The sequence below is a fragment of the Bartonella australis AUST/NH1 genome (genome assembly GCF_000341355.1).
Classification (GTDB): Bacteria; Pseudomonadota; Alphaproteobacteria; order Rhizobiales; family Rhizobiaceae; genus Bartonella; species Bartonella australis.
Window position 1 is genome coordinate 1,475,119 of record NC_020300.1, and the last position, 13,945, is coordinate 1,489,063.

General features: G+C 43.6%; 10 protein-coding genes. 4 read left to right on the forward strand and 6 right to left on the reverse strand.

From position 1 onward, the window contains the following. The first annotated feature begins 167 nt into the window (after positions 1-167). From acs to BANH1_RS06470, 4 genes are all read left to right on the forward strand, one after another. Positions 168-2,114, forward strand: coding sequence for an acetate--CoA ligase (acs, locus tag BANH1_RS06455; RefSeq protein WP_015398555.1), 1,947 nt, complete (start codon positions 168-170; stop codon positions 2,112-2,114). Positions 2,115-2,387: 273 nt separating this feature from the next. Further along, the gene (gene ftsE / locus BANH1_RS06460) at positions 2,388-3,047 is read left to right on the forward strand and encodes a cell division ATP-binding protein FtsE (RefSeq protein ID WP_015398556.1); all 660 of its coding nucleotides are present in this window, start codon (positions 2,388-2,390) and stop codon (positions 3,045-3,047) included. Beyond that, positions 3,040-4,014: a cell division protein FtsX gene (locus BANH1_RS06465; RefSeq protein ID WP_015398557.1), complete on the forward strand. Its 975-nt coding sequence runs from the start codon at positions 3,040-3,042 to the stop codon at positions 4,012-4,014. Before ftsE ends, BANH1_RS06465 begins: the two co-directional genes overlap by 8 nt. Before the next feature lie 4 nt (positions 4,015-4,018). After that, entirely contained in the window at positions 4,019-4,693 is a 675-nt protein-coding gene (locus tag BANH1_RS06470) for a YdcF family protein (protein WP_015398558.1), read from the forward strand. A 208-nt stretch (positions 4,694-4,901) separates the two neighbouring features. On the opposite strand, the gene BANH1_RS06475 is transcribed toward BANH1_RS06470, so the two are convergent. The 6 genes from BANH1_RS06475 to BANH1_RS06500 all read right to left on the reverse strand — a co-directional run bounded on the left by BANH1_RS06475 (position 4,902) and on the right by BANH1_RS06500 (position 13,834). Further along, positions 4,902-6,884, reverse strand: a complete 1,983-nt coding sequence (locus BANH1_RS06475; RefSeq protein WP_015398559.1) for a MacB family efflux pump subunit — start codon at positions 6,882-6,884, stop codon at positions 4,902-4,904. Between the two features lie 3 nt (positions 6,885-6,887). Next, a complete protein-coding gene (locus BANH1_RS06480) occupies positions 6,888-8,102 on the reverse strand; it encodes an efflux RND transporter periplasmic adaptor subunit (RefSeq protein WP_015398560.1) in 1,215 nt (404 codons plus the stop codon). Beyond that, positions 8,099-9,580 carry an efflux transporter outer membrane subunit gene (locus BANH1_RS06485; RefSeq protein WP_015398561.1) on the reverse strand — a complete coding sequence of 494 codons (1,482 nt, stop codon included), beginning with the start codon at positions 9,578-9,580 and terminating at the stop codon, positions 8,099-8,101. Before BANH1_RS06485 ends, BANH1_RS06480 begins: the two co-directional genes overlap by 4 nt. 57 nt (positions 9,581-9,637) lie before the next feature. Further along, positions 9,638-10,453: an exodeoxyribonuclease III gene (locus BANH1_RS06490; protein WP_015398562.1), complete on the reverse strand. Its 816-nt coding sequence runs from the start codon at positions 10,451-10,453 to the stop codon at positions 9,638-9,640. A gap of 5 nt (positions 10,454-10,458) precedes the next feature. Further along, entirely contained in the window at positions 10,459-11,106 is a 648-nt protein-coding gene (locus tag BANH1_RS06495) for an outer-membrane lipoprotein carrier protein LolA (RefSeq protein ID WP_015398563.1), read from the reverse strand. A 292-nt stretch (positions 11,107-11,398) separates the two neighbouring features. Then, positions 11,399-13,834, reverse strand: a complete 2,436-nt coding sequence (locus BANH1_RS06500) for an FtsK/SpoIIIE family DNA translocase (RefSeq protein WP_015398564.1) — start codon at positions 13,832-13,834, stop codon at positions 11,399-11,401. Positions 13,835-13,945: the final 111 nt, after the last annotated feature.

Below are 13,945 nucleotides of genomic sequence, written 5' to 3' on the forward strand. Positions count from 1 at the left end.
AAGATTCAAAATTAGCTATTTCCCCTCTATAACCTGACCTCTCTCTGAAATAACCCTTTATTTTAGGAAAATTTGTGAAAATTATGCTAAGAAAGAGACAATAATAAAAATAGATTTTTTGATATAATCTAACAAAAAAAGAGGCCGTATTATAAAAGGGGAAGGCCATGCATGAAAAGATTTATCCTATATCAGCGGATACGAAAAAAAACGCACTCATTAATAATGAAACTTATGAAAAATGGTACCAAGACAGCACTAGTGATCCAGAAAAATTTTGGTCAAAACATGGCCAACGCATTGAATGGTTTAAACCTTACACAAAAGTGAAGAACACTTCATTTAACGGTGATGTATCGATTCGGTGGTACGAAGACGGAGTAACGAATGTTGCCTATAATTGCATCGACCGTCACTTAAAAAACCACGGTAATCAAACCGCATTGATTTGGGAAGGAGATGATCCTCATAGCGACAAAAAAATAACCTATAATGAACTTTATGAACATGTTTGCCGTCTCGCCAACGTCTTAAAGGACCACGGTGTAAAAAAGGGCGACAGAGTTACTATTTATCTCCCCATGATCTTGGAAGCGGCCTATGCCATGCTAGCGTGCGCACGCATTGGTGCTGTTCATTCAGTCATTTTTGCAGGCTTTGCTCCTGAAGCGATAGCAAGACGTATCGTCGATTGCGAATCGACCTTTATTATCACCGCAGACCAGGGCTTACGTGGAGGAAAATCGATTAACTTAAAAGACAATATCGACCGCGCCATTGATATCGCCGCACACGACCATGTCTACGTAAACCGTGTTATGGTCGTACAGCGTACAGGAGGGAAAATTAACTGGGTTGAAGGACGTGATTTTTGGTACCATGAAAAATTATCCCACGCCGATACCGACTGCCCAGCAGAAAAAATGAATGCTGAGGATCCATTCTTCATTCTTTATACCTCAGGGTCAACGGGGAAACCAAAAGGTGTTTTGCATACAACAGCCGGCTATCTCATCTATGTGTCAATGACCCATCAATATGTTTTTGACTATCATCCTGACGAAATTTACTGGTGCACAGCCGATATTGGCTGGATCACCGGCCACTCTTATTCAATTTATGGACCTTTATGCAATAAAGCCACAACTTTAATATTCGAGGGCACGCCTAATTTTCCAGATCCTAGCAGATTTTGGAAAATTATTGATAAGCACAAGGTTAATACGTTTTATACTGCACCAACGGCTATCCGTTCTTTAATGGGTGCAGGAGACTCGTTTGTCAAAAACACTTCCAGAAAATCCTTACGCCTCTTAGGTACTGTAGGTGAACCGATTAACCCAGAAGCATGGAAATGGTTCTATAATACGGTCGGAAGTGGTCTCTGCCCTATTCTTGACACATGGTGGCAAACAGAAACAGGTGGCCACATGATTACTCCGCTCCCCGGCGCAACAGAACTCAAAGCTGGATCAGTGACACGCCCTTTTTTTGGTATCCAACCCCAAATTATTGATGCTCAAGGCAAAGTTCTAGAAGGTGAAGCAGAAGGTAATCTCTGCTTTGTCGATTCATGGCCAGGCCAAATGCGCACTCTTTATCGGGACCACGAGCGATTTATTCAAACCTATTTTTCTACATATGCAGGCAAATATTTTAGCGGCGATAGTTGTAGGCGTGATAGCGATGGCTATTATTGGATCACAGGACGCGTTGATGATGTCCTCAATATCTCTGGACACAGACTGGGAACCGCTGAAATTGAATCAGCGCTCGTTTCGCATCCCGCTGTTTCAGAAGCTGCTATTGTCGGATATCCTCATCACATTAAAGGGCAGGGAATCTATAGTTTTGTGACTTTAATGGGAGAAACGCCACCGAATGAAGAATTACGACGAGATCTTATTCAGCACGTTAGGCAAGAAATTGGCCCCATTGCCACTTTGGATAAGATTCAGTTTACTCCCCATCTGCCTAAAACGAGATCGGGGAAAATTATGAGGCGCATTTTACGAAAAATCGCCGAAAATGATTTTAATGATCTAGGAGATACTTCAACGCTCGTTGAACCAGAAGTTGTTGACGATCTTATCGCTAACCGCCAAAACATATAAAGCAGATATTTAACGCGGACAACACCGGCACATCTTTGCCTTTTTCTTTGAAGGATCGATGAAATTAAAAGTTGACGATCTCTTTACTAGCGGCCAAAATGCAAAGGTTGATAAATATCAAGGCATTTAGGCACTCTTCCTGAGGCGGTTAATGCAATAAAAACAAAGGAAATAGGGGGATCCTTTGGTTACAAAAATAAAAGGAACGTGCAGCGGGGATAGAAAGGGGGGACTTACGATGATCCGAAATAAAAATAGAAGTGAGAACTGAGAGTGATTCATTTTGAAAATGTTGGTCTGCGTTATGGCATGGGCCCCGAGGTTCTACGTGATATTAGTTTTCATGTTCCGCCTGGATCATTTCAATTTTTGACCGGCGCCTCCGGAGCAGGTAAAACATCGTTGCTGCGCCTCATATTTTTAGCACTTAAACCAACCCGCGGTCATATTGATTTGTTCGGGACCGACACAGCGCTTCTCACACGACAAGAACTTCCTGCTTTACGGCGGCGTATCGGTGTCGTTTTCCAAGATTTTCGTTTACTCGATCATATGACGACTTACGAAAATGTTTCTTTGCCTTTACGAATTAAAGGACAAGAAGAAGCAGTGTACCGCAGCGAAGTAGAAGATCTTTTACGCTGGGTGGGTCTTGGAAACCATATTCATGTCTTGCCGCCAGTCCTTTCAGGTGGGGAAAAACAAAGAGTAGCGATTGCACGTGCTCTCATTGATCAACCTGAAATTCTACTCGCTGACGAACCCACAGGGAACGTTGATCCACCTTTGGCAAGACGCTTATTACGCTTATTTATCGAGCTAAACCGTTTTGGAACAGCTGTCGTTATTGCCACTCACGACGTAACACTCATGGAACAAGTCGAAGCACGGCGTATGGTTCTTCATAAGGGACAGATGACAGTTTATGAATAAGTCTTTCTCTATCTTCCGCATTCAAAAATCAATATTCACACGCGATAAAGCTGCTAAGACAGCTATTGTTCCAAGCGGCAATATTTCCAGACAAGCATTAATTGCGGTGATTGCAATTATGACATTTCTCTCGAGTTTAGCACTTGTCGGTGTTGATTTAGTCCAAAACGCCGCCAATAATTGGAGCCGCCAAATTCGTCGGGAAGCAACAATTCAAATACGCCCCATCGAAAATGTCGATATCGAAAAAGCCTTACGTGACGCGGCTGCATTAGTCCAAACATTTCAGGGCGTGCAAGACGCCAAAATCGTCGACCAAAGAGCGACTGAAAAATTGCTCGAACCGTGGCTTGGAGCGGATTTGCCCCTCAGTGAATTACCACTTCCCAGACTCATTATTGTAACTTTGAAAAAAGATAAAAAGGCTAATTTTCAAGCAATAAGTCAAGCAATCGAAACGCAAATTCCTGGAGGCCGATTTGACGATCATCACTTCTGGGTAAGCCGTTTTGTAACAATGGCGCAGACAACCGTTCTTATTGGTGTCTTGATTTTGCTACTCGTCTTAGGCTCACTTATACTTACGGTCATCTTCGCCACGCGCAACGCGCTGGCAGAAAATGCTCATATCATCGACGTGCTTTATTTCCTCGGAACTGAAACATATTTTATCGCTCGACAGTTCGACTGGCATTTTTTCAAAACTGCGTTGCGCGGTGCGTTTTACGGCGGCGCTCTCAGCGTACTTCTCTTGAACGCCTTCTCGTTCTGGAAAAATTATAACTTAGACGAGGCCCAATCCAACCAAATTAATGCTTTATTTGGAAATTTTTCTATAAGTTTTACAACCTACGGAAAACTTATATGCCTTGTCCTTTTTGTTTCTTTCCTCACTATGCTGACGGGCCGGATTACCATCTTAGCACAACTGAAAAAAATCGACCAACACGAAAACCGCTTATTTTAGTTTCATGCTCCATAATTCACCTAATCTCGAAACATTAACACCCGAAGACCCGGAGTGCTCCTTGCCAAAGCGGCCCGCGAAGTCCGCACAGAAATATGGTCGCTTTTTTCGCTATTTACCACCGACGGTACTTTCCCTTTTAGCCATCATCTTCTTTTTTTGCACGAGTTTTATCATTTTTTCCGAAAAAACCGGGCGACTTAAGCCGCCAAACCCATTGCCACCGGCAGATGCAATCATCGTTCTCACAGGGGGAGAAAATCGGATAGAGACGGGGTTGAACCTCTTGCAACAAGGAGTTGGTTCACGACTATTGATCAGTGGAGTGAACATAATAGCCAATCCGGACAGATTCACTCGTGCCGCTCGCATTAATCCGCAACTCTCCGTCTGCTGCGTTGATATTGGACGTGAAGCAGCCAACACCCGAGGCAATGCCGAAGAAAGCGCCGCTTGGATAAAAAAACACGGCTATAAGACAGTCTACATCGTCACCCATGATTATCATATGTGGCGCTCCTTGCTTGAGCTTAAACATTTAATGCCTGATGTAAATTTTATCGCTTACCCCGTTAAAAAAAATAACGCAGAGAGTCTGATACAGCAAATCAATTATATACGCATTCTTGCCTCTGAATATATTAAAATTATCAATGTATATATCAGACACATATTCTGATCTTTTTTGATAAATTTCTTACCGCTGAGACCTTTAAGACTTCAGCCCTTTTCGCGCAGAGCCCTGTATCATGGTAACTTGCCTTGTAATTAGAAGAACTTTGACTCTTTATATTGTGCTTCCCTTCACGTCTCTTTTTTTCCTAAAAAAACTCAAAACTGCGCTAAAAACGCACTAGAATAATCTCATTGATCTTAATGAGCGCCCTTTAATCACGGGCAAGAGCAACAGCAGGATCAAGCTGTGAAGCCTTTCGTGCAGGGGAAAAACCAAAACACACGCCGATAAACGTTGAAAAGATAAAAGCCATCACAATGGAATCCATCGTATAGACCAAACTTATAGGCGCATCAAGGAGAGCAAACAAACCACCGATAGAAACCCCAAATAAGACTCCTAAAGCGCCACCAATCACACAAACTAAAATTGCCTCAGTTAAAAATTGTTGCAAAATATCACTTCGGCGCGCACCGACTGCCATACGGACTCCAATTTCATTAATCCGTTCAGAAACGGTGACCAGCATAATATTCATCACTCCAATACCACCAACAATCAATGAAATTGCCGCAATAGAGGATACTAAAAGCGTTAAAATATGTGTACTCTCCATGATGCGTTTACGGAATAATTCCGAATTTCTAATGAAAAAATCTTCCTTTCCATGTCGCATCATTAAAAAATTCCGTATGGTAGATTCCGCTAATTGTGAATTAACATTATCAGCGATCTTAACTGTAATTGCCCGAACAGTTGTGCTTCCGAGAAAACGCGTTTGCAGTGTTGTATAAGGCAAATAAATCTGCAGAGTCGTTGATGCATCCCCAGAATCTTTTGAATCGATGACACCGATGATACGTGCAGGAACTTGACCTACACACACTATTTTTCCAATGGGGCTCTCTCGACTATCAGGGAAAAGGACGGAAAGTGCTTCTTCTTCAACAACTAAATCAACCGTTCGATTGCGTACACTTGTCTGGTCAAACAATCTCCCCTCGATAGCTTTAAGCCCTTGCGTCTGAAAAAATTGCTCCCCTACACCCGAGATAATAGCCTCTGCCTCAATAGCTTTGTAACGTATGGTCGAAGCTGCCGAAATCTGAGGCGTTACTCCAGATACATAAGGTAATGCCGATAAAGCTTCTGCATCTGCTTCAACCAAACTCGTTATCTTTGCTGACTGCCTATCAGAAACCCCCTTGCCGGGAAAAATTGTCAATGTATTTGATCCCAGACTTTTAAAATTTTCCAGAATTTTTTTTTGGGTGCCGTTGCCTAAAGCGACCATTGCAATAATCGCCGCGATCCCAATAATCACCCCAAGCATCGTCAAAAAAGTTCGCAGTCTATGCGCATTCATTGCCAATAAAGCCATAATAAATGTTTCACGAAAACGCTCAGCAAAAGAACGGAAAAATCCGAGTCGCTGTTTATTGTCGAGATTTTCCTTTTCATGAGCAAACTGACGGTCGAATCTTTTCTTTTTAGTCGTTGATGGACGATCAGAAATAATTTTTCCGTCGCTAATTTCAATAATACGGTCTGCTCTCTCCGCTACGTGCATATCGTGGGTCACAATAACAATAGTGCGCCCTTCTTGATGGAGCTCATCTAAAATACGCAGCACTTCTTGACCACTCTTTTGATCTAATGCACCCGTTGGTTCATCTGCGAGAATGATATCAGCATTATTCATTAAAGCACGCGCAATCGACACACGCTGTTGCTGACCACCTGAAAGCTGATTTGGGCGATAGCCCATTCGGTCTTTCATGCCCAGGCGCGTTAAAAGAGCCTGCGCACGTTTTTTTCTGTCTGCCGGTATACATCCTGCATAAATGGCTGGAATTTCGACATTACCAAGAGCTGTAAGCTCACTTAATAAATGGTAACGCTGAAAAATAAATCCAAACTGATCACGCCGCAAAGCCGATAATTCATCTGCTGAGAGTGAAGCTGTTTTTTTACCTGAGATCCAATATCGGCCTACACTTGGTCGATCAAGACACCCCAAAATATTCATCAATGTCGATTTTCCTGAACCGGAAGGCCCTACAATCGCCACCATTTCACCACGCTTAATAGTCAAATTAATATTTTTTAAGATGGGAGTGGATGTCTCACCTACGCGAAATTCACGTACCACATCCTCCAAAATAAGGATGGCATCTCTTTGCTCTATTTCCATGTTTTAGATCTCATCTTCGCTGTGCGAATCAGAAGATACCGGCATTGACCCATCACGCGAACCGGTAATCACCACATCGCCTTCATTTAACCCTGAAAGGATCTCAGCCATGACTTTATTATTCAGCCCGACGGTCACCTGTTTAGCCACAACTTTGTTTTTGCCGACCAACAGCTGAACCCACGCTTTGCGCCCTTTCGTCTCATCGTGCAAAGCGTTGCTTGGAACCAACAATACATTTTGAGCACGTCCCAGTATAATACGGACTTGAGCGGTCATATAAGTCCGCAGGGAATTATCCTTATTATCAACACGCACAAGCCCGTTATAATACACGGCTGATGACGCTAAAAAATTAGTGCTGCCCGTCATACCAGGATTGATACTGACATCAGCGCGAATCGATTCAGGGGCGGGTTCTATCCTTTCTAAGGTTCCTTCATAACGGCGCTGTGAATCACCTAAAACCGTGAAATAAACGGCCTGCCCGGGGTGAATTTTCAGAATATCAGCCTCTGAAATTTGTGCCTTAACCGTCATTTTTGATAAATCGCCTAAAATAACAATTGTTGGCGCCGACTGAACTGCATTAACGTTTTGCCCTTCTTCAACGACAGTGGCCAAAACCGTCCCCGCTGAAGGCGCTGTCACCCGCGTATACCCTAAATTGACCTCTGCACTCTTGACATCAATTTGTGCCTGCTCAATCTTCTCTTGAACCTGAATAATTTGCGCTTCACGTATTTTTACTTGCGCCAGCGCTTCATCAAAGCTAGCGCGCGAAACTGCCCGCGCTTTAGCCATATTTTCCTGCCGCGCTAAATTTTCCCGTGCAAGAGCAAGGTAAGCTTCTTGTTCCACCAAATCCGCGCGATAATGAGACAAAGCCGCCTTTTTTCTTTTCAGATCGTTTTCTTGATCTATAGGGTCGATCTCCGCTAATAAATCTCCCTCTTTTACGACACTGCCTGGTGCAACGTGCATCGCAATAACGCGCCCCGTTGCACGTGCACCAACGGCGACTAATCGATAAGGACGCACGATCCCAGAAGCTAAAACACTTTTTTCAATATCGCCACGTTTCACCAACGCTGTCGTATAAGCCGGCGTAGAGGTTTTGAAAAAAAGCGAACGAAGCAACAATAAAAAGACGATAAAAAATATCGCAATGAAAAATAAAAAAGATTTTTTTTGTTTTATCACCGAAATTTTTTTCATTGACCCACCCTCATATGCTGACGGGAATCCCCGTTGGCTATTTCTGAACGTGATACATCAACCGCACCGTCCCAACCGCCCCCTAATGCTTTCATTAGCGTAACATAGTAAGTAGCTAAAGCGACACGGCTGTCGGTGAGCGTCATTTGTGAAGAATAATACGAACGATCGGCGTTCAATAATTCAAGAAAACTGGTATTTCCACCCTCAAAAAGATCTCGCGAAAGCTTCAAGGAACGTGAATAAGCCGAATCCGCAGTCGTAAGCTTTGCGAGACGCTGACGCTCTTTAGCAAGTCTAACGAGAGCATTCTCTACGTCTTCTAAAGCCTCTAAAACAGCCGCTCGATAAGCGATGAAAGCTTGATCGCGCTGCGCACGCGCTACCGCAACAGAGGCCGCCAACTGCCCTCCATTAAAAAAAGGAAAACGAAGACTAGGTCCAAAAGACCAGCCAATTGTCGAACTTTTTCCTAATTGACCAATCTCCGTTGCCGACGTCGAAATATTCCCTGTTAAACTAAGGGATGGGTAACGGTCTGCTTCACGCTGACCTACACGCGCCGTAGCCTGTGCATATTGCCGCTCGGCTCTGCGTAAATCTGGACGTGTCAACAAAATATCGGCTGGAATCCCTGCTGGAATTGGCCATTGCGGCTGAGGAATTTTTGCTTCTTTAGCGCTCTTGAGCGACAAAGTCTCCAAGGCCGCAGGAACACGACCTGTTAGCACAGAAAGACGATGAATGCTCATCGCTAAATGAACTTCCATTTGTGAAACATTTGCTTCTGTATTGGCCATTTGCGCCCGTGCATTTGAGAGGTCAAGCTCTGAGGCATCACCAGCTATTAGTTTGGCCCGAATTAATTCAAATGTTTTACGCTGCAATGCAGCAATATGACGGGTGATCAGCAACTTTTTCTGCCAACCACGCATTTCAATATAATTTGTGGCTACATCCCCTAATAGCGTTACCATTACGGCCCGCATATTTTCTATAGCCCCCTCCAGACCATAACGCGCCGCCTCAACTGCCCGCTTATTCCCCCCGAAGAAATCAAGCTCCCAACTAGCACTGAAACCGCCATTATAGTGACTTAAAAATGCATCAGAATGTTCAGAATTTCTTGTCCCCGAAATTGACCCAGAAATATTTGGTGCGAGACGTCCCACCGTCTGTCCTAAAGTAGCGCGTGCCTCACGGATCCGCGCTTTAGCGGTAGAAACGTCATTATTCCCAGCAATCGCGTCACTCATTAGCTGGTTTAAAATAGGATCATTTAGACGCCGCCACCACCCTGCAAGCGCGACTGGACGTTCAGAGGTTTGAGCGGAATATTGTGTCCAAGCCCCCGGAACTGTAAAAAATGTCTTCCTATAATTAGGGCCAACGATACACCCTGATAGCGCAAAAAAACATAAAAAAGTGCTATAAAAAATTTTTTCCAAAGCGATCTTCTTCAAATTATCGATATGCATTCTATCTCCTGCACTTTCGAAATCAATTTGTCTTATTGCTCTACCGAAATGCTTATTTCAGACTTCTCGTGAAAAATCAAATATCGTTTGTACCGGAACATGATCCGAAGGTTGAGGCCAACCTCGTGCAGTGCGAAAAATCGAAAGGTCAGAAACAAAGGGTGCTAAATCTGGGGAAGACCAGATGTGGTCGAGCCGCCGTCCGCGGTCAGAAAGCGCCCAATCCCGCGCACGATAACTCCACCAGCTATATAGCTTAGTGGGAACCGGAAATTGCCTCCGCATCAGATCGATCCAACCGCCTCCGTGACATAAATCCTGTAAACGTTCAGTTTCAATCGGTGTATGGCTGACAACCCGCAGCATTTGCTTGTGGGACCAAACATCATCCGCCAAAGGTGCGATATTCAAATCACCCAATAAAAGAGAAGATAACCCATCTCCCTGATCGGCTTGGATAGAAGACATTTCTTCCAAAAAATCGAGCTTATGACGAAATTTTTCATTAATGTTAGCATCAGGGATATCGCCACCAGCAGGTGCATAAAAATTATGGATCCGTATTCCCCTGCCATAAAGTTCGATAATCACCGAAAGATAACGGCAATCTTTCCTTTGACAAAAAAAACGTTTTTCAACACTCCTGAAAGGCAAACGCGAAATGATTGCTACACCATGGTAAGATTTTTGTCCACTCAACGCGATATGTCTATAACCTGCAGCTTCAAAGGCCTCACGCGGGAATAATTCGTCTGGACATTTTGTCTCTTGTAGACACAAAATATCTGCAGGAAACACGTCTAAATATTGAAGAACTTGCGAAAGACGCAAACGAACAGAGTTAATATTCCAAGTGGTAATACGAAAAAACATCAGTCTCAATTCCGATTACGCGGTGCCGGGGCTTTTTTAATCGGAGCCTTTTTATAAGGAATCGTAAACATTCCATCGGCGAATTTGACTCCTGTTCGCACATTCATAATTTGGACAGTGGTTTCTAAATTTTGTTGATCAATAATGCTCCACTGCCTTAGTGCATAGCTTTTAGAATCAAAAATCATTTTTATCCACCCTGCTCCAATACTCCTATCACGCAGAATAATCGTCGTCGCCCCTGGAGTTTCACGAAGTGCCAATAAATGCCCCGATGATAAATCGATTTTATCACCCAACAAAAGCTTCATTGGTGTCTGAAAAAGCTGAGAAAAATTCCATGTGTTCAGAGCCCGATTATTCACACCTACCACTTCACCGTCCGCGATAATTTGTACAGGAACCCCCTTGTAGATGAAACGAACCTTGCCCGGACGTTCTAAATAAAATGTTCCTTCAGTTTTTTTCCCTTTCGGACTAAACTGGATAAAATCACCTGTCATCGTTTTAATTGCCGCAAAATGATCAGCAATATTTTGCGCGCGTGTCACCTGATTGAGAGATTGCGAAAAAGCAGAAAAAGTCCACGATGCACAAATAACGGCCACTGCAACATAAAATGCTCCTCGCCACGATAAAAAAAACACCTTCATTAGTTATGCTCCTGGCCTGCTTGATAGTATAGAACGCACCTCGAATATTAAATAGAAGAGGGGGGATAAATACTTTTTGCGGAGTAATAATTACGGAAAAGCATGAAAAATCCATGACACAAAAGAATAACCTCTGTACCGTAAAATCCCCTTCGCTATGATAAAAAAACGTCTTCAGCGGCAATACTCTATAATATACGGATAACAAGAAACCCACCCCCCGGTATAAGCGGAAGAGAGTGAGTAAATGCCTTTTACAGCATATTACCTGAAAAAGCGACCAAAAAGCCCCTTAAAACGGCTTTTCTTCAGCAGATATCAAAATTTCCCGTTTACCTGCATGATTGGCCGGACCAATAATTCTGTCTTCCTCCATACGCTCAATCAGCGAAGCAGCACGATTATAGCCAATCCCTAAACGACGCTGAATATAGGAAGTTGAAACTTTGCGATCACGGAGGATAACAGCAACCGCTTGATTATAAAGGTCGTCTGCGACAGAAGGGGAAGGTGAAACATCGGCCCCGTGATCTTCGGCCTCTTGCGTAATAGTTTCCAAATAATCAGGCCGTGCTTGAGCTTTGAGGTGTGCAACAACCTGTTCAACTTCATCATCGGCTACAAAAGGCCCATGAACACGCTGAATACGACCGCCTCCCATCATGAAAAGCATGTCCCCTTGCCCTAACAATTGTTCAGCTCCCTGTTCCCCAAGAATCGTTCGACTATCAATCTTTGAACTGACAGAAAAAGAAATGCGTGTAGGAAAATTAGCTTTAATTGTCCCTGTAATCACATCGACCGAAGGGCGTTGCGTAGCCATAATAACGTGGATACCGGCAGCACGCGCCATTTGTGCTAAACGTTGCACAGCTCCTTCGATATCCTTCCCTGCAACCATCATCAAATCTGCCATTTCATCAATAATAACGACGATATAGGGCATAGGGGTTAAATTGAGTGTTTCTGTTTCGTAAAGTGGCTCACCGGTTTCATGATTAAATCCGACTTGGACTGTGCGCGTCATCGTCTCGCCCTGACTCTGCGCCTCTTTCAAACGCGCATTAAATCCGCCAATATTGCGAACCCCAATTTTTGACATTTTACTGTAACGTTCTTCCATCTCACGGACAGCCCATTTAAGCGCAATCACCGCTTTTTTTGGGTCTGTCACAACAGGCGTTAATAAATGCGGAATACCATCATAAATCGAAAGCTCAAGCATCTTAGGATCTACCATGATTAGTCGACAGCGATCAGGCGTCATACGGTAAAGGAGAGATAAAATCATCGTGTTAATTGCCACAGATTTCCCAGACCCTGTTGTGCCGGCCACTAAAAGATGCGGCATTTTCGCTAAGTCTGCGATCACCGTTTCGCCCCCTATTGTTTTCCCTAAAGCAAGCCCTAGCTCGGCTTTATTATCGAAAAAATCTTGTGCTTGTAGAATGTCCCGCAGATACACCGTATCGCGCGTCGCGTTAGGCAATTCTATTCCGATCACATTGCGTCCCGGAACCACAGCGACGCGCGCTGAAATTGCGCGCATTGAACGGGCGATATCGTCCGCTAAACCAATGATACGCGAAGATTTAATACCCGCTGCCGGTTCAAATTCGTACAAAGTTACGACTGGGCCAGGGCGCGCATCAATAACTTTCCCTTTCACTCCAAAATCTAACAAAACGCTCTCAAGTTCTTGAGAATTTTCTTTTAAAGCCGCAGAAGAAAGTTTCACGGTTTTCCGATCTGATGAAGGAACAGAAAGGTAGTCCAACGATGGAAGAATGAAACTTCCATTTGCAGAAACCGCTAAAGAGTTGGCAAAATATCCATTTCGGCGAGAAGCGGACGTCTTATTTTGGGGATCTCTACATTCATTTTTTTCATCCCCAAAAACGGGCTCAATTCGATCAAACGGATCTCCCTTTTTTTCGGATCGACTACTAAACGAGAAAAAATGTCTAAAACGGGCTTGTACAGCATAAAAAAAGTGTAAAAATGCCCCCAAAAACATACAAATAAAACTGGGCCGTCCTTCACGCGAGGAATCTTCTGCGTCTTCTAGCATGTCGAGAACTGGACCCGTAACTTTAGGCCTATGGGCGCTTTTTCTTTTTCTTTTCTTAGCTTGACGTCGCCATACTACATTGCCAGAAATGGCGGCCATTAAAATACTTAAAAATGCCAGAGCAATTCCTAAAAGAACACTCTGCAAAGGAGAGGGAAAAAAAGACAACATTGAGGAGATGATATTCCAAATCTTATCGCCCACGACGCCCCCAAGGCCGATTGGCAACGGCCATTGCGTAAAAGGCGCGATAGGTGTCATCAGAGCGAAAGAAATTGAAAAACAACTTGCGGATACTATCCACGAACAAAAACGAAAAATAAAATTGCGAATATCCTTTTGTGCCAACAACAAAAGCGACCAGAACAATGGAGGCAATAAAACGCCAAGACTCGCTAAGCCAAAGCATTGCATAGCAAAATCTGAAAAAACCGCGCCAGGCCAACCTAGGAGGTTTGTGATTTCATTTGTGTTCGCGCGCGTTAACGACGGATCTTCAACATTCCAAGTCGTCAAAGCTAAAACACAGAAAACGATAAATCCTAAAAGCCCGAGCCCAATAAAGGAACCAATTTGGCGTAAAAATACCCCGACGAGGCGCGAACTTTGATAGTCCGGCGTATCTAATGGATCATAAGGAGAGGAACCTTGATGCATCAATCAATCCCAAATACACAACCTTGTCTCAAAAATAAATATACACCCCCGCCCAGAGAATTGTATCTGAAAATTTATAATACGAAAATATCAATACAGTTTTAACCAGCA

Excerpts from the sequence above, each read along its gene's own strand:
- acs (WP_015398555.1), top strand. The coding sequence starts at position 168 with ATGCATGAAAAGATTTATCCTATATCAGCGGATACGAAAAAAAACGCA.
- BANH1_RS06465 (WP_015398557.1), top strand. The coding sequence starts at position 3,040 with ATGAATAAGTCTTTCTCTATCTTCCGCATTCAAAAATCAATATTCACA.
- BANH1_RS06470 (WP_015398558.1), top strand. The coding sequence starts at position 4,019 with ATGCTCCATAATTCACCTAATCTCGAAACATTAACACCCGAAGACCCG.
- BANH1_RS06475 (WP_015398559.1), bottom strand. The coding sequence starts at position 6,884 with ATGGAAATAGAGCAAAGAGATGCCATCCTTATTTTGGAGGATGTGGTA.
- BANH1_RS06480 (WP_015398560.1), bottom strand. The coding sequence starts at position 8,102 with ATGAAAAAAATTTCGGTGATAAAACAAAAAAAATCTTTTTTATTTTTC.
- BANH1_RS06485 (WP_015398561.1), bottom strand. The coding sequence starts at position 9,580 with ATGCATATCGATAATTTGAAGAAGATCGCTTTGGAAAAAATTTTTTAT.
- BANH1_RS06490 (WP_015398562.1), bottom strand. The coding sequence starts at position 10,453 with ATGTTTTTTCGTATTACCACTTGGAATATTAACTCTGTTCGTTTGCGT.
- BANH1_RS06495 (WP_015398563.1), bottom strand. The coding sequence starts at position 11,106 with ATGAAGGTGTTTTTTTTATCGTGGCGAGGAGCATTTTATGTTGCAGTG.
- BANH1_RS06500 (WP_015398564.1), bottom strand. The coding sequence starts at position 13,834 with ATGCATCAAGGTTCCTCTCCTTATGATCCATTAGATACGCCGGACTAT.